Below are 20024 nucleotides of genomic sequence, written 5' to 3' on the forward strand. Positions count from 1 at the left end.
GCCAGGCACCGACAAACGCGTCAGGCGCGAATATCCGCCACGACCGCCCCGGTCAGCCGGATCAGATCCGCCGAACTCACGGCGACATCCCACCCGCGTCGCCCCGCGCTGCAGTACACCCGATCCCATGCGAGCGCGCTCGAGTCGACAACGGTGGGCAGCGGCTTGCGCTGGCCGAACGGCGACACCGCGCCGACCACATAGCCGGTGACACGCTGCACGACGGCGGGTTCGGCCATGCCGGCTTTCGTAACCCCCAACGCCGCGGCGGCCGCCTTCAACGACAACCGCGCCGGCACCGGCACCACCGCGACGGCCAGACCATCGGGCACCGCGATCACCAATGTCTTGAAGATCTGCTCGGCGGCGATACCGCCGTCCTGGGTCAACGCGTTGACCGCCTCGGCACCGAACGAATCCTCGCGCCGGTCGTGGCCGAACTTCAGAACCTCGTGCGGCACACCGACTTTGACCAAGGCCGCGATCGCCGGCGTCGCCGCGGCGACCATTAAGGCCCGGTGTATCCCGGCGGGTTGACGCCGTCGACCCAGAAGTCGACGCCGAGCTGCGAGCCCGGAATGCAGTCGTACACCGAGAGATCCGTGACGCCGGACTCCACCAATACGTCCTCGCACAGCAGCATGTTGCCGGTGTACTCCTTGGACGGCTTGTTCAAAATGATGTACGCGGCATCGGCGTACACCTCAGGCTTGCGGGCGCGGCCCATCGCCTCCTCGCCGCCCAGCAGGTTCTGCACCGCGGCGGTGGCGACCAGCGTGCGCGGCCACAACGTGTTCGAAGCGATGCCCTCCTCGCGCATCTCCTCGGCAATCCCCAACGCGCACAACGTCATTCCGAACTTGGCCATCATGTACGCGGTGGGCTTGAGCCACTTGCTTTCCAGCAGCACCGGCGGCGACAGCGTCAGGATGTGCGGATTCTCCCGGCCCTTCAAATGCGGGATACACGCCTGGGACACCGCATATGTGCCGCGCACCTGGATGCCGTTCATCAAGTCGAAGCGCTTCATCGGCACGTCGGTGATCGAGCCGAGATTGATGGCCGAGGCATTGTTGACGCAGATGTCGATGCCGCCGAACTGCTCGACGGTCTTGGCCACCGCCGACTCGACCGAATCCGGGTCACGCACATCTCCGACGATGGGCAAGGCCTGTCCGCCCGCCTCCTCGAGCTCCTTGGCCGCGGTGTAGACGGTGCCCGGCAGCTTGGGGTGAGGCTCGGCGGTCTTGGCGATCAGGGCGATGTTGGCCCCGTCCTGGGCAGCGCGTTTGGCGATCGCCAGGCCAATGCCGCGACTGGCGCCAGAGATGAACATGGTCTTGCCGGAAAGAGACATGGCGTCACATTAACGCCCTGCTCGCGGCGGGTGAACCCGGGGACCGGGCGGCCCGGAAATAGTGTGCCGACTAGCGCTGTTATGTCGTGCGGTTTCTAGTGTCGGTTGCAGCCTCTAGATTGGAAGGCGGGGAGTCTGGTGTCAACGGCGACGAGCCTCTTGGGCGAGCAGCGGTTGACGTCCTATGACCCCGCAACCGAAGGGACCGTGTTAATCAAGATGGCCGACATCGATGGTGTGACCGAGGTGGAGGTTGCCGAACCGAGGCCGCCTGAGACCGACGCGGAACTGACGGCGCGTTTCGAGCGTGATGCGATTCCGCTTCTGGACCAGTTGTACGGCGGCGCGCTGCGCATGACCCGCAACCCCGCTGACGCCGAAGACCTGCTGCAGGAGACCATGGTCAAGGCCTACGCGGGGTTCCGGTCGTTCCGCGAAGGCACCAACCTCAAGGCGTGGCTCTACCGCATCCTGACCAACACCTACATCAACAGCTACCGCAAAAAGCAGCGCCAGCCCGCGGAGTATCCGACCGAGGAGATCACCGACTGGCAGCTGGCCTCCAATGCCGAGCACTCCTCGACCGGACTGCGTTCGGCGGAAGTCGAAGCCCTGGAAGCGCTGCCGGACACCGAGATCAAAGAGGCGCTGCAGGCGTTGCCGGAGGAATTCCGGATGGCGGTTTACTACGCCGACGTCGAGGGTTTCCCTTATAAAGAGATCGCCGAGATCATGGACACGCCGATCGGGACGGTGATGTCCAGGCTGCACCGCGGCCGGCGCCAACTGCGCGGCCTGCTGTTGGATGTCGCCAAGGATCGGGGCTTTGTTCGCGGCGAGCAGGCGCACGAGGAGGTGTCGTCATGAGTGAGTTTTCCGGCCCATCCGGCACTTGCGCGGACGGGCAGTCCCACGCCCATGTCGGCTGCGCCGAAGTGATCGCCGAAGTCTGGACGCTGCTGGACGGCGAGTGCACGCCGGAGGCGCGGCAAAGGCTGCGTCAGCACCTCGAGGCGTGCCCCGGCTGCCTGCAGCATTACGGACTCGAAGAGCGGATCAAAACGCTGATCGCCGCCAAGTGCAAGGGCGAAAAAGCCCCGGAGGGGCTGCGCGAGCGTTTGCGGCTCGAGATCAGCCGAACCACCATCATCCGAGGTGGTTCGTAAGCCGTCTTAGGCGTTGGGGCGCTTGCCGTGGTTGGCCTTGTTGTGCTTGCGGTCGCGCTTCTTACGGCCACGCTTGGCCATCGGGAACCTCCGTAGTTCGGTGTGGGCAGGGCGGCTAACGGCCGCCAGTTGCTGTCCAGTATCTCACGCGGCCGCCCGGTGGCCTCAGTAGCCCGCGCGCCGCGGGCCCGCACGGGCTTATGGTTCGATATACACCAGCCTGATGGACCGGCAGTCAGCATGCGCAAGTGGCCGAGACGAGTGGGGTGAAAATGTCCGAGGAGGTTCGCGCCGAGATTGTGGCCAGCGTGCTCGAAGTTGTGGTCAGCGAGGGTGACCAAATCGGTCAGGGTGACGTCGTGGTGCTGCTGGAATCGATGAAGATGGAGATCCCCGTGCTCGCCGAAGTCGGCGGCACCGTCAGCAAGGTGAGCGTCGCGGTCGGCGACGTCATCCAGGCCGGCGACCTCATCGCCGTGATTAGCTAGGCGCCGGACCCGCATAATCGCATGTCGACTCTCGGTGATCTGCTGGCCGAGCACACTGTGCTGCCAGGCAATGCGGTTGACCACCTGCATGCGGTGGTCGGGGAGTGGCAACTGCTCGCCGACTTGTCTTTCGCCGACTATTTGATGTGGGTGCGCCGCGACGACGGCGTGCTGGTATGCGTCGCGCAGTGCCGCCCGAATACCGCGCCGACGGTGCTGCAGACCGACGCTGTGGGCAGTGTGGTCGCCGCCGAGCAGCTGCCTTTGGTGGCGGAGACCTTCGAGAAGGGCACTACCGTACGGCAGACCGGTTCCGGTGACACCGAGTCCTGGGCGCTGCCCGGGCCGCACGTCGAGGCCTCGGCGGTTCGGTACGGAGAACAAGTAGTGGCGGTGCTGACCCAGCATCAAACCGACGTGGCCGTCGAGCGCATGTCAGGTCATATGGAGGCCGCCTACCGCGATTGCGCGACGGACCTGCTCCAGATGATCGCCGAGGGTACCTTCCCCGACGTGGGTGACGTGGCGATGTCGCGGTCGACCCCGCGCGCCGGGGACGGCTTCATCCGCCTGGACGTCAACGGCGTGGTCGCCTACGCCAGCCCCAACGCCCTGTCGGCCTACCACCGGATGGGCCTGACCAGCGACTTGGAGGGCCATAACCTCATCAAGGTCACCCGACCGCTGATCTCCGACCCGTTCGAGGCCCAGGAGGTCGCCGAGCACATACTGGGTCTGCTGGCCGGCGGGTCGAGCATGCGTATGGAGGTCGACGCGGGCGGGGCCACCGTGCTGCTGCGGACGCTGCCGCTGGTGGTGCACGGCAAGAACGCCGGGGCGGCGATACTGATCCGCGACGTCACCGAGGTGAAGCGGCGCGACCGGGCGCTGATCTCCAAAGACGCCACCATCCGCGAGATCCACCACCGGGTCAAGAACAATCTGCAGACGGTGGCCGCACTGCTGCGGTTGCAGGCTCGCCGGACCGTCAACGCCGAGGGACGCGAAGCGCTCATCGAGTCGGTGCGCCGGGTGTCCTCGATTGCGCTGGTCCACGACGCGTTGTCCATGTCGGTCGACGAGCAGGTGAACCTCGACGAGGTGATCGACCGGATCCTGCCGATCATGAACGACGTCGCGTCGGTGGACCGGCCCATTCGGATCAACCGCGTCGGTGCCCTGGGCGTGCTGGATTCCGACCGCGCGACGGCCCTGATCATGGTCATCACCGAGTTGGTGCAGAACGCCATAGAGCACGCTTTCGACCCGGCCGCCGCCGAAGGATCGGTGACGATTCGAGCCGAACGCTCTGCCCGCTGGCTGGATGTGGTGGTGCACGACGACGGACGCGGGCTGCCCGAGGGGTTCAGCCTGGAGAAATCGGACAGCCTGGGTCTGCAGATCGTGCGGACGCTGGTGTCGGCCGAGCTGGACGGATCACTGGGAATGCGCCAGGGCGGCGAGCGCGGCACCGATGTGGTGCTGCGGGTGCCGATTGGCCGTCGCGGCCGGTTGGTGTTGTGAACTGTGAACACAACAGTGCGGCCCCGACTTTGTCGGGGCCGCACTGTGCAGTTACGGGGTCGTCAGACTCCGCTGCGGGCCTTCGTCCGGGCGTTACGACGCTTCAGGGCGCGCCGCTCGTCTTCACTCATGCCGCCCCAGACGCCCGAGTCCTGGCCTGTGTTCAGGGCCCAGCCAAGACATTCCGTTGTCACTGGACACCGATTACAGACCAACTTCGCGTCAGCGATCTGCGCGAGCGCCGGGCCGCTGTTCCCAACCGGGAAGAACAGCTCCGGGTCCTCGTCACGGCAGACCGCCTTATGGCGCCAATCCATTAGTTGCTACTCCTCACTACGTGCGCAGCATCGCGCACGGGACTTTTTCCTTGGCTGTTAACGCTTGCACAAGAAAGGGTTTCCAGTACCTTCACACGTCTCTCGCATGCAACCTTTTGATCGTTTCACAGGCTCAACAGATGTCAATAGTGTTACGGGCGCTCGTGGGCTATCTCACTTTAGTGATCTCTTACTTGAGCCCTTAGTCCGTTGTACTACACTGCCTGGCCCGTTGCGCCCTACATTTGTGTCCCAAGCGGGTCACAGCTTCTCTTTGCGCAGGCCAAAAGCTATTTCTTCGGCGGCGGAGCCACCACCTGTAAAGCGTTGGGGACCGCGCGGAACGTCATGGATTCGCGCAGGCCGAGATATTCTCCGTCGTACTGACAGGCCGCCGGAGCGGTCATGGTCTTGATGCGGACATAGGCCACATTGTCGTCACGGATCAGCTGCTCAGCCTCGAGCTTTGGTCGTTTCGCCAGCAGTTGGCGGAGCAATCGGAGGGTGGGAATGACCTTCATGCTGGTGAGCGCGAACAGGCCGAGACCCGTCTCGAAGCTGCAGCCCGGGTTGGTCACCATCGGCTTGTTGTTGCTGTAGGTCCACGGATTGGTGTTGGACACCCAGACGAAGTGCACGCCCGATACCGGCTCGCTATCCGGCTGCTCCAGGATGAGGTTGGGCTCCCGGCGGCTGAAGGCCACCGAGACGGGCACCGCAACCCGCCAGTAGTTCAGCGGTGTCACCTTGACGCCCTTCTTGCGCTTGGCTTCCACCGCCTCCACGACCTCGGCATCCACACCCATACCCGCGTTGACCAGCGCCCAGATCTCGCCGCAGTCGATCAGCGAGATGCGGCGCCACTGACCATGACGCTCATACTCGTCGACCAGGGCAATCAACTGGTTGCAGGCCGCCGGCGCGTCTTTGGCTATGCCCAACGCCCTGGCCAGCACATTCGCTGAGCCGCCGGGCACGATGCCCACCGCCGGCACCGGCCCCGGCGGAGTGGAGCCCGGCCGCCCGAGCATGCCGTTGACCACCGCGCTAACCGTTCCGTCACCGCCGTGGACGACGACCAGGTCGTAGCCATCGGCCACGGCCTCACGGCCGAGCTCGTCGGCGTGGCCAGCGTGTTTGGTGTGCCGGATGGTGAGCTGAAGGCGGCTTTCGAGCGCGTGCGTCACGAGGTCGCGAGCGGCCGGTGTGATGGTGGTGGCAATCGGGTTCACGATCAACATGGCGCGCATGAGGCATGAGCTTAGGCGCGCGGGCGGTGGGGGATCGAACGTGCGTCCCTGGCTTCGACTGTGTTCTCAGGGCGGGAAATCCGGGATTCGGCCGCCCTGGACGCACGCCGGAAGCCCCCAGCGCACGCCCGACGCCACCCCGGACGCCACCATCGACGGAACCCCCAGCGTGACTACGCTGGCGCTGTGACGGTTTCGCCTCCCACCCCGGTGCGTCTGGCCGGGTTGGTGGCTGCGGCACAAGGCGTCGCGGCCCTGGTGATGGCCGCCGTATTGGCGGTGCGCGCATTGGCCGGCGCCGACCAGCATGTGGTCAACGGCCTGGGCACGGCCGCCTGGTTTTTGCTGATCGGCGGTGTGGTGCTGGCCGCCGGCCGCGCCTTGTTCCTGGGCAAGCGCTGGGGCCGCGGGCTGGCCGTCTTCACCCAACTTCTGCTGCTGCCGGTCGCCTGGTACCTCGCGGTCGGTTCGCACCGGGCAGCGATCGGGATTCCGCTGGCCGTCGTGGCCATTGCCGCGCTGATATTGCTGTTCAGCCCCGCGGCGGTGCGGTGGGCCGCCGGCGGTGATCAGCGGGGTTCGGCCAGCGCTGCCAGCCGCGGCCCGGACAGTCGATAAGTCGTCCACTCGGTTTGCGGCGTCCCGCCGACGCGGTCGTAGAGGGCGATCGCATCGGAATTCCAGTTCAGCACCGCCCATGTCAGGCGCGTGTATCCGTTGTCGATGCATTCGCGGGCCAGGGTGGCCAGCAGTCCGCGGGCCAGACCGCGACGGCGGAACCTCGGACGCACGTAGAGGTCCTCCAGGTAGATGCCGGCGACGCCGTCCCAGGTGGAGAAGTTGAGAAACCACAGCGCCATCGCGGCGATTTCGCCGTCGATCTCGACGACGTGTCCGTGCACGGTCGGTGAGCTACCGAAAAGTGCTGTGGCGATTAGGGATTCGGTGACCGAGCAGTGTTCGGCGGCATGCTCGAATTCGGCGAGTTCGTGGATCATGGCCGCAATCTCGGCGCTGTCATGCGGGGCGGCGCGACGAATGCTCTCCGTCATTGCTGCACTCCGAGCGCAGTGAGGATCGTCGCGAATTTGGTTGTGGTTTCCGCGACTTCGTCGTCGGGGTCGGATTCGGCGACAATGCCACCCCCGGCGTGGGCCAGGGCGGTACGGCGGTCGGCGGACAGTTGCGCGCAGCGGATGGACACCGCCCAGTAGCCGTCACCGCGCGCGTCGCACCAACCGACGGCGCCGGCGTAGAAGCCGCGGTCGCCTTCCAGCGCAGCGATGAGCTCGGTGGCGGCTCCGGTCGGGACCCCGCCCACCGCCGGGGTGGGATGCAGGGCCAACGCCAGATCGATTGCGGTCGTGGATGATTCGCGCAACCGGCCGCTGATCGGGGTGCACAGATGCCATACCGCGGCGGTGCGGGTCAATTGCGGCCGAGAGGCGATCGTCAGTTCATCGCACAGCGGTTCCAGTGCCGCGCGCATGGTGTCGATGACGAGCTGGTGCTCGTGGCGGTTCTTCGTCGACGCGGCCAGGGCCGCGCCGTTGGCGGCATCGGTTTCAGGGTCGCTGGCCCGGGGCGCCGAGCCGGCGAAGGGTTGGCACGTGACGCGGTCACCGTTGCGCGCCACCAACAGTTCCGGGGTCGCGCCCACCAGGGCCTGCCCCCGGTAGGCCGCACCGGCGGCGGTCAGGTCGACCAGGTAGCCGTAGGCGGCGGGATCGGCGGCGACCAACCGGCGCAGGATCACTCGGGCGTCCAATTCGGCGTCGGCGACCAGTTCCAACGCGCGGGCCAGCACCACCTTGTGCAACTGCGCGCCGGGTGCGGCGAGTTCCGCGCGAGCGCGGTCGATCCGGGCGCGGTGTTCGGCGGCCGGCGGGACCGCGGCCTGGATGCGCACCGACGGCAGTGGGCCAGTGGGCCAATCGGGCAGCGCCGACAAGTGCTGCAACCCGTCGGGCGCGAGCAACGCGGCGGGCTGATTCACATCAAACGGCAACGCGCCCAGCACAATCCGGGCATCCTGCGATCGCAGGGCCGCCTGCGCGGCGCGCACGTCGCAATAGTGGGTTCGCACTCCGTCGGCAACCAACGTCCCTCGAGGGCCGGACAGCGCGAACGGTGGCTCCTCGAATTTCACGTCCCCAACTGGCCCGTCAACCCGAGCACGCTGAGCTGACGTACGCCGTGTTCGAACCCCAAGATTCCGATCGAGGCGGTCGCCATACCGAACCTGCTGCCTTCGACCAACGGCAGCTCAACCCAGCGCGTGATCACGGCGCGGGAGAAGTGGCCATGACTGACGAACACCACGTCACGCGATTCCATGGTCTTCAGTGCCAGGGCGACCGCCTGATCGGCGCGGTCGCTGACCTCGGCAACGGTCTCCCCGTCCCGGCAGCCATGCGTCCACACCAGCCAATCGGGTTCGGATTCCTGAATCTGCGCGGTCGTCAGGCCTTCGTAGGCGCCGTAATCCCACTCGGCAAGCACTTCCGACACCTCGTCGACGGTCAGGCCCGCAAGTTCGGCGGTGTCCACCGAGCGTTTGCGGGGGCTGCTCACCACCAACGGGTCGACCAGGTCCAGCTGGTCAAGAACCTTCCCGGCCAGTTGTGCCTGCTTGCGTCCATCGTCGGTCAGGTCGATGTCGGTGCGGCCGGTGTGCTGGCCCGATATGGACCATTCGGTCTCGCCGTGGCGCAGCAGCACCAGGCGGTGGTCGTGAAGTCCCATGCCGACCGATTCTGCCCGTACTCCCGAGTGGAGACATGCCGGGCCCATCGCCCCAACCGCGCCGAGGCAAACATGCCAGGATGGGCACTGTAATGCGCGCCACGACGCAGCGGACGGACAGGAGCGGCGCTTGTGACGAAGATGCGGGTACTGGCGGTGGCCAACCAGAAGGGCGGGGTGGCCAAGACGACGACGGTCGCCTCGCTGGGTGCGGCGTTGATGGATCAGGGCCGGCGAGTGTTGCTGGTCGATCTGGACCCGCAAGGCTGTCTGACCTTCTCGTTGGGGCAAGACCCGGACAAGTTGCCGGTGTCGGTGCACGAGGTGTTGCTCGGCGACGTCGAGCCCAGCGCAGCGCTGGTCACCACGCTCGAGGGAATGACGTTGCTACCGGCCAACATTGACCTCGCGGGCGCCGAGGCGATGCTGCTCATGCGGGCCGGCCGGGAATATGCGCTCAAACGCGCGCTGGCCAAGCTGTCCGACGACTTCGACGTGGTCATCATCGACTGCCCGCCGTCGCTGGGCGTGCTCACCCTCAACGGCCTGACCGCCGCAGACGAGGTGATCGTGCCGCTGCAGTGCGAGACGCTGGCCCACCGCGGCGTCGGACAGTTCCTGCGCACGGTCTCTGACGTCCAGCAGATCACCAACCCCGATCTCAAGCTGCTGGGCGCGCTGCCGACGCTGTACGACTCGCGCACCACCCACACCCGCGACGTGCTGCTTGACGTGGCCGACCGCTACGACCTGCCGGTGCTCGCGCCGCCGATTCCGCGCACGGTGCGATTCGCCGAGGCCAGCGCTTCGGGATCGTCGGTGATTTCCGGACGCAAGAACAAGGGCGCGGTGGCGTACCGGGAACTGGCGCAGGCGCTGGTCAAGCACTGGAAGTCGGGCAAGCCGCTGCCGACTTTCGCGGTCGAACTGTAGCGGCGCTCAGCCCAGCACCGCGAGCGTATCGCCGCGCTGCTCGATCACTTTGGAGCCTGACACGGCCGGGACCACCGGTGCGCTGCTCGGCGGTCGCTCCACCGGGATATAGCGCAGGTCGGCGCCGCTGACCGGGTCGTAGACGCCGATCGCGCCGGTGACCGGCACCAGCAGCTGGCCCGCCATCATCACACCCGGCCCTAGCGGCACGGCGGTTTCCCCTGCGGCGATGGTGTAGCGCTGCGTCAGGTTGCTGGCGTCGAACACCAGGAGCGCGTCACCGGTCCACCAGGTCACCACGTTGCCGCTGACCGATGCGACCGCCGCATCCGATGGCGGCTTGGCCAGCGGGGTGCTGGCCACGGTGGTGCCGGTGTCGTCGACCACGTCGACGTGGGGTTGCGGGGTGGGCAGGTACACCGCGGTGTTGTTCTGGGAGACCACCAGCACCCGGGCCCCGGTTCCCGGCCGTACCCCGGGCTCCTGCACGATCTGCTGCTGCGGTTCGTCGTCTTCTTTGCCCGGGCGCAACAGGACCAGACGTAGGTCGGCCTGGCTGGTGCACGCCTCGAACACCGCCACCATCGATGCACTGGCCGTAGCGGATTCCAACGTGCATCCCGAATGCAGCCCGCGCGACGACGGTTTGACCCGGGCGTCGGTTTCACCGTAGGCGAGCATCCGGACCATGTCCGAGCGCCACATCTCCAGCCGGGTGGTGCCGGCCGACAACACCGTGGTGCCGTCGGTGGACAGCCGCACCCGCGGGTCGGCGTAGCTGCTGCGCGCCGGGCCGCGTCGGCCGGTAGAGCCGTCGATGGTGCTGACCTGTCCGCAACCCCGATCATCCCGATAGACGGCGACCGCATAGTGGTAGACCCAGCTCACGCCGCACAGGTCGGTGTCGCGGGCATAGCTCCACAACGATTCGCCGGTGGCCGGGTCGCGGCCGTCGACTTGGCGCCCGTTGGCGGTCACCACCGTTCCGCCCACCGCGACCGGTGCGCGGGTCCCGGGGCTGGCCGCAGTCCACAGCTGCTTGAGCGTGGCCGGAACCTCGCGGGGCGGAGTCGGAGCCTGCACCGGTCGGGCGGCCGGGCGACTGATCGTGGCCCGGGCGTCGCTGGTCCACCAGATCAGCCCCGCGACCACGGCGACGACGACCGCGATCGTCGCGGCGGCCACGATGTCGACCTTGGTGCGGCGTTCGGGTTTGACCATGCCTAAGCGCGGCTCGGGTCGGCTCAGTTGGCGGAAGCCGAAGCCTCAGCGGGCTTGCGGCGCCGCCGGCGGCGGCGAGGGGGGGAGGTGCTGGTCGAAGATTCCGAACCTGCGCCCGAGCCGGACTCCGCGTTGCCGTCCGCACCGGCGGCAGCGGGGTGTGCGGTGATCGGCTTGCCGCCGCGGGTGCGCCGGCGCCTGGCGCCGCTGCGCGTGCGGGCGGGCTTCTCGGCTTTCTCAGGCGCTTGTCCGTCGGCTTCGCGGCGCTTGACCTGCGGCTTGCTCGCGGATCCCACGGTTCCGCCGGCCCCGGTCGGGATGTCCAGCTCTTCGTACAAGTGCGGGGAGCTGGAATAGGTTTCCGCCGGCTCTGGGATGCCCAAGCCCAGCGCCTTGTCGATCATCGACCAGCGGGGCAGTTCGTCCCAGTCCACCAACGTGACCGCGACGCCGGTCTTACCGGCGCGGCCGGTGCGGCCGATGCGGTGCACATAGGCCTGCTCGTCCTCGGGGATCTGGTAGTTGATGACGTGGGTGACGTCGTCGATGTCGATACCACGTGCGGCCACGTCGGTGGCCACCAGCACGTCGATCTCGCCGTTGCGGAACGCCTTGAGCGCCTTCTCGCGTGCCACCTGTCCAAGGTCACCGTGCACGGCGCCCACCTTGAAGCCGCGCTCGGCGAGCTCGTCGGCAACCTTCTGGGCGGTGCGCTTGGTGCGGGTGAAGACCATCGTCGCGCCACGGCCCTGGGCCTGCAGCACCCGCGTGACCAACTCGACCTTGTCGAGGGCGTGGGCGCGGTAGATGAACTGCTCGGTGGTGTCGTGCGTGGCGGCCGAGTGCGGCGCCTCGGCGCGGATGTGCGTGGGCTGGACCATGAAGGTGCGGGCCAGCGTGATGATCTGGTCCGGCATGGTCGCCGAGAAGAGCATCGACTGCCGATCGGCGGGTATTTGGCGCAGGATGCGCTCGATGTCGGGCAAAAAGCCCAGGTCCAGCATCTCGTCGGCTTCGTCGAGCACCAGCACCGACAGCCCACCCAGCTGCAGGTGGCCTTGCTGGCACAGGTCGAGCAGCCGGCCCGGAGTGCCCACGACGACGTCGGCGCCCTTCTGCAGCGCCTCGATCTGCGGCTCGTAAGCGCGGCCGCCGTAGATGGACACCACCGCCAGGCGCCGGCCGTCGTCCACGGTCAGGTACTTGGCCGCGGTGGCCAGGTCGCCGGTGACCTGCAGGCACAACTCACGGGTGGGGACCACGATCAGGGCCCGCGGGGCGCCGGTCAACGGCCGCGCAGCGGTGTCGGAGGTGATCCGGTGCAGCAGCGGCACGCCGAACGCGAAGGTCTTGCCCATGCCGGTGCGGGCCTGGCCGATCAGATCGTCGCCGGCCAGCGCAAGGGGCAGGGTCAGCTCTTGGATAGCAAACGGAGTCTCGATGCCCTTTTCGGCCAGAGCCCGCACGATTTCGTCGCGGACGCCGAGTTGGGCAAATGTCAGTACAGATTCGGTTGTGCTGTTGAGTTCGGTCATACGGTAGGAAGAAGCCTTTCGGTGACGATAACCAGTCGGGTCCGTGCGTTTATGTTTCGCGGTTCACGCGCGCACGAGTTCCGACTCCGATTACGTCGCCGAGGCGCCGAGGCGCCGGCCCGCTGCTCCACGTGTGGCGGGGCCTGCTACGTGCACGCACATTTCGTCAGGAGTGGCAGCACAGAGATCGCCACTACCTATACACATGATAGCTGGTCCTAAGCGGGCTCCCATCAGCTTCCACCTGTTCCCAACTAGAGTGTTGCCATGACTTCGCCCTCGTCTGCCGACCAGGTGGCCAGTTCCTCCGGGAAGCGACTGTCGGCGGATCACCCCGGCGTCAACGAATTGTTCGCGCTGCTGGCCTATGGCGAGGTGGCGGCGTTCTACCGGCTGACCGACGAGGCGCGCATGGCGCCCAACCTGCAGGGCCGGATCTCGATGGCCAGCATGGCCGCGGCCGAGATGGGCCACTACGAGCTGCTGCGCGACGCGCTGGAAAGCCGTGGCGTCGACGTGGTGTCGGCCATGGCGAAGTACGTGTCTCCCCTGGAGAACTACCACCGGTTGACCATGCCCAGCACCTGGCTGGAAGCCCTGGTCAAGACCTACGTCGCCGATGCGCTGGCGGCCGACTTGTACTTGGAGATCGCCGACGGGCTGCCCGACGAGGTGGCCGATGTGGTGCGCGCGGCGTTATCGGAGACCGGCCATTCCCAGTTCGTCGTCGCCGAGGTCCGCGCCGCGGTGACCTCGAGCGGCAAACAGCGCAGCCGCCTGGCGCTGTGGTCGCGCCGGTTGTTGGGCGAAGCGATCACCCAGGCCCAATATCTGCTGGCCGATCACGACGAGCTGGTGGACCTGGTGCTGTCGGGAACCGGGGGACTGGGCCAGATCAGTGCTTTCTTCGAGCGTCTGCAGCAGACACACGACCAGCGGATGCGCGAACTAGGCCTCGGCTAGTCAACGCGTGCAGGTGGCGATGATCGCGTTGTTGGTTGACGCCTTCACCAGCTGACCCTGGGCGTTGGCGATGGCGCAGTTCAGCCGCCCGTAGAGGCTGGTCGCCACGACGGACTCGGTCTTGACGCCCGGGTTGAGAACCACCACTTTGGTCCACGGCAACGCCACGTTGAACTCGGTCACCGGGAAGCCGCGCGCATCGGTGTAGACCACGTTGATCAGGTCGAACAGCTGCTTGTCGCCGGTCACGCTGTAGACGACGGTCTGCGGGTTGAGCCCGGCCGACGGTGGCGGGACGGTACGCGGCGGCACCGCCGTGGGGGTGCGCGCAGTACTGGGCGGCGGGGTGAGCGTGGTGATCGTCTCCGGGGGCGGCTGCGCGACCCGCGAGGTGGTAGGCGGGGCGCTGGGCGAGAGCGTCGCAGACGGGCTGGGCTGGGATGTCGAGCGGGTGGTGATCACCGGATGAGGCGCGACGGTGGCCTTGGTCGACGCGCTGTCGCCGCTGTTGATGATGACGGCGGTCGCGATGGCGCCGACGGCCACGATCGCGCCGATGACGGCGGCGGCCGGGCGCCAGCGTCGATCGGCCGGCCACACCCACTCGCCTTCCGAGTGGCGCCAGTCGGCACCGAAGCCGTTGCGGCGATCGGCTTCGTCGGGCTGGTAGTCCTCGTCGTCCGGGTAATCCTGGACGTCGCCGTAGAGGTCGTGGCGTGTGTTGCTGATGTGACCGATGGTATGCACGCTGCCGACGGGGATCGGGGTGTCAGCGGCCGACTTAGCCAGGGTTAGATCAAATCGTGATCCTCCGGTCACCGGCCCCGTTCACTTAGCGCGAACCGCGTCCGAGGGGCCACGGCGCGAAGCATGCCGGGTCCTTCCACTAGCCTGCTGCTGAGACGGATACCAACGAAAGGGGCGACCGTGGAGGTCAAGATCGGGATCACGGACAGTCCGCGCGAGCTGGTATTCGCCAGTACGCAAACGCCCGCTGAGGTCGAGGAACTGGTCCGCGGCGCGCTGAGCGAGGGTTCGGGTGTGCTGAGCCTTAACGACGAGCGGGGGCGTCGCTTCCTGGTCAACACCGCCAAGATCGCCTATGTCGAGATCGGCCCTGCCGACGCCCGACGGGTCGGCTTCGGGATCGGGGCCGAGATCGCCGCGGCGCGGGCCGCTACGAGCGAGTAAGGGGCACGTGCGACAGCCCGCCCCAGGCAAACGCCACCGCGCCTTCGACAGCGTCGGACTTCGAGATGGGACGGTCAGCGTCCAGCCAGTAACGCGCGGCGTCGACGCTCATGCCGACCAGACCAACCGCGATCATCCGGGCGCGATGCGGTTCTAGCCCGGAATCCTCGGCGATCAGCGCGAACACCGCGTCGATGCACGACTCGGTGGCCTGACGCACCTGAGCGGCGACTTCTGGTTCGGTGACGTTGTCGTTCTCGAAGATCAGCCGGTACCCCTGGCTGTCGTGCTCGATGAAGTCGAAGAACGCCTGAACGGCGGCGTGCAACCGCTGCCGGTTGTCCGTGGTGGTGCGCAGGGCCCGTTGCACCCCCGACACCAAATTCTCGACGTGCCGATTGAGCACCGCCAGATACAGCTCCAGCTTGCTGGAGAAGTGTTGGTAGAGAACGGGTTTGCTGACACCGGCCCGGTCGGCGATCTCGTCCATCCCGGCCGCGTGATAGCCGCGGTCGACGAACACGTCGCTCGCGACGACGAGCAGTTGGCCGCGACGCTCGTCGCGGGGTAACCGGTTACCCCGGCGGTTCGAGGGCGTTGCGTCTTCGACCGGCCGAAGGTTCCCGGCCGATCTGACGGCACGTCGCGCCGTCTTGGCCAGATCGCTCATCGGTCCTCAATCTGATCTCAGGTGATCATGCGACCCACTGCCATCCCCGTGGCCGCACAGTATTTCGCACCGACCTTACTACCCGAGGCGTCAAACCGATCGGAACTGGCGTTATCTATGCGGTCGGCGCGCAGGTCGGAGGCCATCTTCGGGCGCGCCAGGAGTCGCAGCCAACGGCGGCTGTGCCATTCTGGGGAAATGACGTCCCCCCGGCCTGTGCGCGGCACCGGCCGAGTCCCCATGCTGCGCGACGAGCGCCGCGAACCGCTGCGGGCGCAGCGTGATCCGCTGGGCGAGAGCGCAGGACGGGCTCGTGCCGACCGTGAACGCCCGCGTCAATGGCGCAAACAGACCTGGCTGGGACGGTTCGTGTCCACTTATGGGTGGCGGGCCTACGCGCTGCCGGTGCTGGCCGTCATCACCGTCTTGGTGGCCTATCAGAGCCTGACCGGAAACAGCACACCAAAGACAGCGGCGGCCCGCACCATCCAGAGTCCGCCGAGTATCGGATCGGTGGGCACCGCGATCGTCGACACGCCGCCGCGGGGTCTGACGGCCTTCGACGCCAACCTGCCGACGGGAATCCTGCCGGATGGCGGGCCGTTCACCGAGGCGGGCGACAAGTCGTATCACGTCGTGCCGGGCGCGACGCCGCAGATCGGTCAGGGCACCGCCAAGGTGTTCCGCTACACCGTGGAGATCGAGAACGGGTTGGATCCGACAATGTACGGCGGCGACGAAGCCTTCGCCCAGATGGTCGAGCAGACGCTGGCCAATCCGAAAGGTTGGACGCATAACCCGCAGTTCGCTTTCATCCGAGTGGACAACGGGAAGCCGGACTTCCGCGTGTCGCTGGTTTCGCCGATGACGGTGCGGGTGGGCTGCGGATACGAATTTCCGCTCGAAACGTCGTGCTATAACCCGTCATTCGGCACTGACCGGCAGTCGCGCGTGTTCATCAACGAGGCACGGTGGGTGCGCGGAGCCGTTCCGTTCGAGGGCGATGTGGGTTCGTACCGGCAGTACGTGGTCAGTCACGAGGTCGGCCATGCCATCGGCTATCAGCGCCACGAGGCGTGCGACACGCAGGGCGCCCTGGCGCCGGTGATGATGCAGCAGACGTTCTCCACTTCTGATGACGAGGCCGCCAAATTCGACCCGGAATACGTCAAGGCCGATGGCAAGACGTGCCGCTTCAATCCGTGGCCGTACCCGATTCCCTGACTTTCTCCGCATCCGAGTCGGCGGCTCGGCCTACGGTGTTGGTAAGGAATCGATCGCCAAGACCCCAGGAGAAGTTCGGTGTCGACATCGTTGCCGCCACTGGTGGAGCCCGCGCGTGAGCTGAGCCGCGAAGAGGTGGCCCGCTACAGCCGGCATCTCATCATTCCCGACCTCGGCGTGGACGGGCAGAAGCGCCTGAAGAACGCGCGGGTGCTGGTGATCGGCGCTGGGGGATTGGGGGCGCCGACGCTGCTGTATCTGGCGGCTGCCGGCGTCGGCACCATCGGCATCGTCGACTTCGACGTTGTCGACGAGTCCAACTTGCAACGTCAGATCATCCACGGCGTGGCCGACGTCGGACGGTCCAAGGCCCAGTCGGCGCGCGATTCGATTGCCGCGATCAATCCTCTGGTTGAGGTGCGGCTGCACGAGTTCCGGCTGGAGCCGCGCAACGCCGTCAACCTGTTCAAGCAGTACGACCTGATCTTGGACGGCGCCGACAACTTCGCCACTCGGTATCTGGTCAACGACGCGGCGGTGTTGGCCGGTAAGCCCTACGTGTGGGGATCGATCTACCGGTTCGAAGGCCAGGTGTCGGTGTTCTGGGAAGACGCCCCCGACGGCCTGGGGCTGAACTATCGCGACCTATACCCCGAGCCGCCACCGCCGGGCATGGTGCCGTCGTGCGCCGAAGGCGGTGTGCTGGGCATCATCTGCGCCTCCATCGCGTCGGTGATGGGCACCGAGGCGATCAAACTGATCACCGGCATCGGTGAGACGCTGCTGGGCCGCCTGATGGTCTACGACGCGCTGGAAATGAGCTACCGCACGATCAAGATTCGCAAGGACCCCTCGACGCCGGCGATCACCGAACTCGTCGACTACGAAGCGTTCTGCGGGGTGGTGTCCGACGACGCCGCTCATGCCGCCGCCGATTCGACCGTCACGCCGCGCGAATTGCGGGAGCTGATGGATTCGGGCAAGAAGCTGGCCTTGATCGACGTTCGCGAGCCGGTGGAGTGGGACATCAACCACATTGAAGGGGCGCAACTGATCCCGCAGTCGCTGATCAACTCCGGGGAGGGCTTGGCTCAGTTTCCGCAGGACCGCACGCCGGTGCTCTACTGCAAGACGGGGGTCCGCTCGGCCGAGGCCTTGGCCGCGGTGAAGAAGGCCGGTTTCGCTGACGCGGTGCATCTTCAGGGCGGCATCGTGGCCTGGGCCCAGCAGATGCAGCCCGACATGGTCATGTACTAGCCCGACTGGCGCCGACTCGCCCGGATTGTCGGGCTCCTCAGCGCGTCGTATCGACGCGCATTGTCGCCCGACTGACCCGGATTGTCGGGCTCCTCAGCGCGTCGTGCCGACGCGCATTGTCGCCCGACTAGCCCTGATTGTCGGGCTCCTCAGCGCGTCGTGCCGACGCGCATTGTCGCCCGACTAGGCTGACCCACGTGACAGTCGAGCCACCGCCAGAACATGTGCTGGTGGCGTTCGGACTCAACGGCGTGCAGCCCATCCCGTTGGGTGCCAGCTGGGAGGGCGGCTGGCGGTGCGGCGAAGTCGTGTTGTCGCTGGTCGCCGATCATGCCCGCGCGGCCTGGTCGGCCAAGGTCCGCGAAACCCTGTTCGTCGACGGCATCAGGCTGGCGCGGCCGGTGCGCTCGACAGACGGCCGCTACGTCGTATCCGGATGGCGAGCCGACACCTTCGTCGCGGGAACACCGGAGGCACGCCATGACGAAGTGGTGTCGGCGGCGGTGCGCCTGCACGAGGCCACCGGCAAGCTGGAGCGTCCCCGGTTCCTGACCCAGGGGCCGACCACGCCGTGGGCCGACGTCGACGTGTTCATCGCCGCCGACCGTGCCGCCTGGGAGGAGCGGCCGCTGCAGTCGATTCCGCCGGGAGCGCGCACGGCACCTCCCAGCGCCGACGCGGAACGATCGGTGGAGCTGATCAATCAGCTGGCCACCTTGCGTAAACCCACCCGCAGCCCCAACCAGGTGGTGCACGGAGACCTCTATGGCACAGTCCTTTTCGCCGGCACCGCGCCTCCGGGCATCACCGACATCACGCCGTATTGGCGGCCGGCCTCGTGGGCGGCGGGTGTCGTCGTCGTCGACGCACTGTCCTGGGGCGAGGCCGACGACGGACTCATCGAGCGGTGGAATGCCCTACCCGAATGGCCGCAGATGTTGTTGCGGGCGTTGATGTTTCGGTTGGCGGTGCATGCTCTGCACCCGCGCTCGACCGCCGAGGCGTTCCCTGGGCTGGCGCGCACCGCTGCACTGGTCCGGCTGGAACTCTAACTGTTGTGGGGAAATTCGTGGCGGACCTCGTCCAGCGCCACCCTGCCGTCGACCGCTAGCACCCCTTCGGCGCGCAACAATTCCAGCTGCCGACTGGTCAGATGCCGTGCCGGGCGTCCGGAAGCGGTGATCACCCGGTGCCACGGCAGGTCCGAGGAGTCGGTCCGCATAATCCAGCCGACGATTCGCGGGCTGGAAAGCCCTGCGACAGCAGCGATATCGCCATAAGTGGCGACCCGTCCCGGCGGTATGGCCGCCACCAGCGAGCGCACCCGCTCGACCTGCTCATCGGTTATCGGCGCCATCGATCACCCCGCCCCAAGTGCTCGCGAATCAAAGCGGCAACCTCAGCGGGCTTGGCCAGCGGCACCATATGGTTGCATTCGAAATCCAGTAGCTCGAGATCCGGTCCCAACCGTTCGCGTAACTCGGCGATCAATCGGTCACTGACATACTGCGTTTCGGAACGAATCGCCCGCACCACGGTGGTCGGTATTCCGGCCGGCGGCAAGACGATGTCGCGAGCCAGTTCGCTCCAATAGCAGACCATCGCGGGCTGACTGATCCGCCAGCCGTAGCGTCCATTCGGCAACGCGATGAGGTGTTCGGCCAACTCCGCGTCGAGTAGGGCGCCATCCACATCCGACCAGGCGCCGAACGCCTTCTCGGCCCGCGCTTCCGCAGGATCGGTGTAGTCCGGGAACGCCACCATCGCCTCGGCAACCTCGCGCACCAGCGCACCGTCGAGCGCCATCGCCGGATCGAGCAGGACCAGACTCGACACCAGGTCCGGACGAGCCGCGGCGAAGTGCAACGCGATAGCACCGCCGAAGGAGTGACCGACGACCACCACCGGACCGTCGGCCTCGCGGTCGAGCAGCGCCGCCAGCGCCGAGACATTGGCATCGATGCTCCATGGCGCGTCCCACGAGGAGCTCCCGTGCCCTAACAGATCGGGAGCGGCGATGGTGGTCTCGGGCAAGTGATCGGCTAACGATTGCCAAGCCCGGCCGTGTTCGGTCACACCGTGCATCATCAGCACCTGTATGGGTCCGGGCGGGCCGTACCGGTGCACGTGAAGGTGGGCGGGCACGCGTCGATGATGCCAGGTCGGGGTGACGGTTCCGGCCG

Annotated in this window: 26 protein-coding genes; 12 read left to right on the plus strand and 14 right to left on the minus strand. The window is 66.9% G+C overall.

Going from position 1 to position 20024, the window contains the following annotated elements; translation table 11 throughout:
* Positions 1 to 20 precede the first annotated feature (20 nt).
* Complete coding sequence (locus I2456_RS06785; protein WP_085075288.1) at positions 21 to 509, minus strand: aminoacyl-tRNA deacylase; 489 nt, start codon at positions 507 to 509, stop codon at positions 21 to 23.
* Positions 509 to 1357 carry an SDR family oxidoreductase gene (locus tag I2456_RS06790; protein WP_068029190.1) on the minus strand — a complete coding sequence of 283 codons (849 nt, stop codon included), beginning with the start codon at positions 1355 to 1357 and terminating at the stop codon, positions 509 to 511. The genes I2456_RS06785 and I2456_RS06790 overlap by 1 nt, the downstream gene beginning before the upstream one ends.
* A 219-nt stretch (positions 1358 to 1576) precedes the next feature.
* On the opposite strand from I2456_RS06790, the gene I2456_RS06795 reads away from it, so the two are divergent.
* Both I2456_RS06795 and rsrA read left to right on the plus strand, forming a co-directional pair.
* Complete coding sequence (locus tag I2456_RS06795; RefSeq protein ID WP_163703795.1) at positions 1577 to 2224, plus strand: sigma-70 family RNA polymerase sigma factor; 648 nt, start codon at positions 1577 to 1579, stop codon at positions 2222 to 2224.
* Positions 2221 to 2523 (plus strand): mycothiol system anti-sigma-R factor, encoded by a 303-nt coding sequence (gene rsrA / locus I2456_RS06800; protein WP_068029196.1) that lies wholly within the window; start codon positions 2221 to 2223, stop codon positions 2521 to 2523. Before I2456_RS06795 ends, rsrA begins: the two co-directional genes overlap by 4 nt.
* Before the next feature lie 6 nt (positions 2524 to 2529).
* On the opposite strand, the gene I2456_RS29085 is transcribed toward rsrA, so the two are convergent.
* Complete coding sequence (locus I2456_RS29085; protein ID WP_116645811.1) at positions 2530 to 2604, minus strand: 50S ribosomal protein bL37; 75 nt, start codon at positions 2602 to 2604, stop codon at positions 2530 to 2532.
* A gap of 191 nt (positions 2605 to 2795) precedes the next feature.
* Here I2456_RS29085 and I2456_RS06805 point away from each other — a divergent pair, with 191 nt between their 5' ends.
* Positions 2796 to 3011, plus strand: a complete 216-nt coding sequence (locus I2456_RS06805; protein WP_068029369.1) for a biotin/lipoyl-binding carrier protein — start codon at positions 2796 to 2798, stop codon at positions 3009 to 3011.
* Between the two features lie 21 nt (positions 3012 to 3032).
* The gene (locus I2456_RS06810) at positions 3033 to 4535 is read left to right on the plus strand and encodes a sensor histidine kinase (protein WP_068029200.1); all 1503 of its coding nucleotides are present in this window, start codon (positions 3033 to 3035) and stop codon (positions 4533 to 4535) included.
* 62 nt (positions 4536 to 4597) lie between these two features.
* On the opposite strand, the gene whiB1 is transcribed toward I2456_RS06810, so the two are convergent.
* Positions 4598 to 4852 carry a transcriptional regulator WhiB1 gene (gene whiB1, locus I2456_RS06815; protein ID WP_003874607.1) on the minus strand — a complete coding sequence of 85 codons (255 nt, stop codon included), beginning with the start codon at positions 4850 to 4852 and terminating at the stop codon, positions 4598 to 4600.
* 290 nt (positions 4853 to 5142) lie between these two features.
* Complete coding sequence (locus I2456_RS06820) at positions 5143 to 6102, minus strand: diacylglycerol/lipid kinase family protein (protein WP_068162724.1); 960 nt, start codon at positions 6100 to 6102, stop codon at positions 5143 to 5145.
* A gap of 40 nt (positions 6103 to 6142) precedes the next feature.
* Between I2456_RS06820 and I2456_RS06825 the strand changes: the two genes are divergently transcribed.
* Both I2456_RS06825 and I2456_RS06830 read left to right on the plus strand, forming a co-directional pair.
* Positions 6143 to 6292 (plus strand): hypothetical protein, encoded by a 150-nt coding sequence (locus I2456_RS06825; RefSeq protein WP_163703771.1) that lies wholly within the window; start codon positions 6143 to 6145, stop codon positions 6290 to 6292.
* A complete protein-coding gene (locus I2456_RS06830; RefSeq protein WP_085075286.1) occupies positions 6289 to 6720 on the plus strand; it encodes a hypothetical protein in 432 nt (143 codons plus the stop codon). The genes I2456_RS06825 and I2456_RS06830 overlap by 4 nt, the downstream gene beginning before the upstream one ends.
* On the opposite strand, the gene I2456_RS06835 is transcribed toward I2456_RS06830, so the two are convergent.
* The 3 genes from I2456_RS06835 to I2456_RS06845 are packed head-to-tail and all read right to left on the minus strand — an operon-like array spanning position 6672 to position 8847.
* A complete protein-coding gene (locus I2456_RS06835; protein ID WP_085075285.1) occupies positions 6672 to 7154 on the minus strand; it encodes a GNAT family N-acetyltransferase in 483 nt (160 codons plus the stop codon). The genes I2456_RS06830 and I2456_RS06835 overlap by 49 nt on opposite strands.
* Positions 7151 to 8251 carry an isochorismate synthase gene (locus I2456_RS06840; protein WP_085075284.1) on the minus strand — a complete coding sequence of 367 codons (1101 nt, stop codon included), beginning with the start codon at positions 8249 to 8251 and terminating at the stop codon, positions 7151 to 7153. The genes I2456_RS06835 and I2456_RS06840 overlap by 4 nt, the downstream gene beginning before the upstream one ends.
* Positions 8248 to 8847: an acid phosphatase gene (locus I2456_RS06845; protein ID WP_068165304.1), complete on the minus strand. Its 600-nt coding sequence runs from the start codon at positions 8845 to 8847 to the stop codon at positions 8248 to 8250. Before I2456_RS06845 ends, I2456_RS06840 begins: the two co-directional genes overlap by 4 nt.
* 132 nt (positions 8848 to 8979) lie before the next feature.
* On the opposite strand from I2456_RS06845, the gene I2456_RS06850 reads away from it, so the two are divergent.
* Complete coding sequence (locus tag I2456_RS06850) at positions 8980 to 9780, plus strand: ParA family protein (RefSeq protein ID WP_082952166.1); 801 nt, start codon at positions 8980 to 8982, stop codon at positions 9778 to 9780.
* A 6-nt stretch (positions 9781 to 9786) separates the two neighbouring features.
* On the opposite strand, the gene I2456_RS06855 is transcribed toward I2456_RS06850, so the two are convergent.
* On the minus strand, positions 9787 to 11001 hold the full coding sequence (locus I2456_RS06855) for an Rv3212 family protein (RefSeq protein ID WP_085075283.1): 1215 nt from the start codon (positions 10999 to 11001) through the stop codon (positions 9787 to 9789).
* Positions 11002 to 11024: 23 nt separating this feature from the next.
* Entirely contained in the window at positions 11025 to 12536 is a 1512-nt protein-coding gene (locus tag I2456_RS06860) for a DEAD/DEAH box helicase (protein WP_085075282.1), read from the minus strand.
* Positions 12537 to 12803: 267 nt separating this feature from the next.
* Between I2456_RS06860 and I2456_RS06865 the strand changes: the two genes are divergently transcribed.
* Positions 12804 to 13499 (plus strand): ferritin-like fold-containing protein, encoded by a 696-nt coding sequence (locus I2456_RS06865; RefSeq protein WP_068029225.1) that lies wholly within the window; start codon positions 12804 to 12806, stop codon positions 13497 to 13499.
* Here the strand turns inward: I2456_RS06865 and I2456_RS06870 are convergent, their stop codons facing one another.
* Positions 13500 to 14228, minus strand: coding sequence for a superantigen-like protein SSL4 (locus I2456_RS06870; protein WP_085075298.1), 729 nt, complete (start codon positions 14226 to 14228; stop codon positions 13500 to 13502).
* 141 nt (positions 14229 to 14369) lie between these two features.
* On the opposite strand from I2456_RS06870, the gene I2456_RS06875 reads away from it, so the two are divergent.
* Complete coding sequence (locus I2456_RS06875) at positions 14370 to 14690, plus strand: DUF3107 domain-containing protein (protein ID WP_068029228.1); 321 nt, start codon at positions 14370 to 14372, stop codon at positions 14688 to 14690.
* On the opposite strand, the gene I2456_RS06880 is transcribed toward I2456_RS06875, so the two are convergent.
* On the minus strand, positions 14677 to 15360 hold the full coding sequence (locus tag I2456_RS06880) for an HTH-type transcriptional activator FasR (RefSeq protein WP_068029232.1): 684 nt from the start codon (positions 15358 to 15360) through the stop codon (positions 14677 to 14679). The genes I2456_RS06875 and I2456_RS06880 overlap by 14 nt on opposite strands.
* A gap of 198 nt (positions 15361 to 15558) precedes the next feature.
* Here I2456_RS06880 and I2456_RS06885 point away from each other — a divergent pair, with 198 nt between their 5' ends.
* The 3 genes from I2456_RS06885 to I2456_RS06895 all read left to right on the plus strand — a co-directional run bounded on the left by I2456_RS06885 (position 15559) and on the right by I2456_RS06895 (position 18893).
* A complete protein-coding gene (locus tag I2456_RS06885) occupies positions 15559 to 16584 on the plus strand; it encodes a DUF3152 domain-containing protein (RefSeq protein ID WP_116645901.1) in 1026 nt (341 codons plus the stop codon).
* 78 nt (positions 16585 to 16662) lie between these two features.
* Positions 16663 to 17841: an adenylyltransferase/sulfurtransferase MoeZ gene (gene moeZ / locus I2456_RS06890; RefSeq protein WP_085075281.1), complete on the plus strand. Its 1179-nt coding sequence runs from the start codon at positions 16663 to 16665 to the stop codon at positions 17839 to 17841.
* Between the two features lie 197 nt (positions 17842 to 18038).
* The gene (locus I2456_RS06895) at positions 18039 to 18893 is read left to right on the plus strand and encodes a TIGR02569 family protein (RefSeq protein ID WP_085075280.1); all 855 of its coding nucleotides are present in this window, start codon (positions 18039 to 18041) and stop codon (positions 18891 to 18893) included.
* Here I2456_RS06895 and I2456_RS06900 read toward each other — a convergent pair.
* Together I2456_RS06900 and I2456_RS06905 are read right to left on the minus strand one after the other, a co-directional pair.
* Positions 18890 to 19198 carry an MGMT family protein gene (locus tag I2456_RS06900; RefSeq protein WP_085075279.1) on the minus strand — a complete coding sequence of 103 codons (309 nt, stop codon included), beginning with the start codon at positions 19196 to 19198 and terminating at the stop codon, positions 18890 to 18892. The genes I2456_RS06895 and I2456_RS06900 overlap by 4 nt on opposite strands.
* The gene (locus tag I2456_RS06905) at positions 19186 to 19986 is read right to left on the minus strand and encodes an alpha/beta fold hydrolase (RefSeq protein ID WP_139823301.1); all 801 of its coding nucleotides are present in this window, start codon (positions 19984 to 19986) and stop codon (positions 19186 to 19188) included. The genes I2456_RS06900 and I2456_RS06905 overlap by 13 nt, the downstream gene beginning before the upstream one ends.
* Positions 19987 to 20024: the final 38 nt, after the last annotated feature.

It is taken from the genome of Mycobacterium kubicae, assembly GCF_015689175.1.
Classification (GTDB): Bacteria; Actinomycetota; Actinomycetes; order Mycobacteriales; family Mycobacteriaceae; genus Mycobacterium; species Mycobacterium kubicae.